Raw genomic sequence first — 2,007 nt, forward strand, 5'->3', positions numbered from 1 at the left:
GATCGACGGCACGCCAAAGCCAGTGTGTCACGCCGCTTATCCTGATGACGACCTCATCCAGGTGCTACTTGTCACCGGCTCGGGGCAGGCGGCGGGGGCAGTCATCCCCTCCGACTAACCGGTGGTGAGCCCATCGGGCAAGCTGGTGGCCGCCCAAGTTGACTGTGTCGTTACGGCCCTTCCGGAGCGCTCGGCTTCATCCTGTTGGTGTTGATCGTCCTGCTGCTGGGGACGTGTAAAAAAAGCCGTCCGCTGGGGAGACCTGGCGCGCGGCTTTCGCGTCGTGGCTTAGTTCAGACAGCGGCCGCCTCAACCTCTCGCAACATCCCATCTGGAACACTGACAGCGTCGGGCCGCGTTTGATATCTGGGTTGCCTGTCTTTAGCTCTGAGCCATTATCACATGCTCCGAATTTCGGGCGCTGTAGCCCAAGTCTTCCTCCCTTACAAAAGGCAGGGCGGTCGATATAGCCGTCAGTTGATGCCTCGGATCGCGCCTCTTAACGTATCTTTCTAATTGACTGAAAAAGAAGCCGCTAGCGCTAAGGCCTTCCAAGTATTCTATCCTGGCGCAGTAACTCAGCAACTGAAAATCTACATGTCCACTGATGCCGTCTGCCTCAACAAACTTCAGAAGCTTCTCGGCGCCCGCTGGAGTGAGGATGTATCCATCGCAGCCAACCCCGCGTTGCGCCGGAGAGCGGGATCGGATTATGTCACGTATCGGCAGCGTGGCGATGCGCTCGCCTCGCACCGCATTGTCGATGGACTTCGGCGTCATTCGCTCGTTTACGAAGCATACATCGCATTTATCGAGTCCGTCGATGCAAGCTGAGTCCGCTGAAAAGATGAACATTGGACGGGCATCGTCTTCCAGGATCAGACCAGGCTTCCCTGAAACCCTGACGGCTTCCCATGCACTTATGTGAGAAAGAAAGCAGCCAAGAGTGCCAACCGCAATCCTAGAGTCCTTACTAAGTCGGCTTAGGGCGTAAGCCGGTAGATAGCGGGCTCGCACTGCGCCAATGCGGGTAACCGACAGGCCGATGCGAGCGTACCACTGTCTTACGATCGCCATCCGGCGCGCGTCATGGTCCATATTGATGACATAGATTTCCATGCTGCACTTCTGGCCACTTTTCTCTCTCTCGGTGCTGCGAATCGATTGGGCCCTTCTAAAAACATGCAGCCGGTCGCGGAGAGCAATTGTAACACCTCGAACCTTCGGGTGCTTCTCCATCAATTCGTCCAGGGCGGCAATGGCTTCGTCGAACCTGTAGAGCCGCCGGGCGACATCGCCGATGCGGCGGAGTCCGGAGCGGCTCAAGGGATAGCGGCGCCGAAAGGTGGACAGTCGCACATAGGCTTCCTGAAGCTCGCCGACATAAGATGGAGCAAAGGCATAGGCCAAATCGAGTTCCTCATTGCTCCCGAAGTGAGAAAGGAATGCTTGCGCCGTGTCGTCGGCTCGCTCCATTTCCCCACTGCGCGCAAGGGCAACGATGAGTCGTGCAATGATCGAAGGGTCGCTTGGATGAGAGGACGCCATGCGGGTGAGTAAATCAACGGATTGATCGAAATTCTTGAGCTTGTCGTAGATCTCGACTTCAAGAATATCGAGGAAATCAGAAGAATTTCCGTGTTCCCGAATATCGTTGATTTTTTCTAACGCGGAGTCATACTCCTTGTTTTTTATTAAATCTTCAATCATCATTTTAGCTTGCGCGAGACTGTCCTGTAGTTCTTCGGTAGTTTTCTCGTTCATCATTTGATCTCCTAATGAATTTTCGCGCTCGGGCTTGGTCAGTTACACTAGGCTCAGGACTCCTTAATCCAGAAGAGCACGGTGGCGCCGAGGAAGATGGTGGACATGAAGGTGTGGGCGCATCGGTCGTAGCGCATGGCGATGCGGCGCCAGTCCTTCAGACGCCCGAACATGTTCTCGATGCGGTGCCTCTGCCGATAGAGGGCCTTGTCGTAGGGGAGCGGGACCTTGCGGCTCTTGGAC

3 protein-coding genes are annotated in these 2,007 nt (G+C 55.6%); 1 reads left to right on the top strand and 2 read right to left on the bottom strand.

The window, feature by feature from the left end; genetic code table 11:
- Window positions 1-162: 162 nt before the first annotated feature.
- Window positions 163-363, top strand: a complete 201-nt coding sequence (locus tag BO39_RS35600) for a DUF3309 family protein (protein ID WP_156964177.1) — start codon at window positions 163-165, stop codon at window positions 361-363.
- Between the two features lie 18 nt (window positions 364-381).
- Here the strand turns inward: BO39_RS35600 and BO39_RS32300 are convergent, their stop codons facing one another.
- Window positions 382-1,767, bottom strand: coding sequence for a glycosyltransferase family 25 protein (locus BO39_RS32300; protein ID WP_084698683.1), 1,386 nt, complete (start codon window positions 1,765-1,767; stop codon window positions 382-384).
- Window positions 1,768-1,817: 50 nt separating this feature from the next.
- Window positions 1,818-2,007: transposase (locus BO39_RS29295; RefSeq protein WP_043840413.1), on the bottom strand; the 190-nt coding region annotated here is incomplete at its 5' end.

Source organism: Roseomonas aerilata DSM 19363 (genome assembly GCF_000711725.1).
Taxonomy (GTDB): Bacteria; Pseudomonadota; Alphaproteobacteria; order Acetobacterales; family Acetobacteraceae; genus Roseomonas; species Roseomonas aerilata.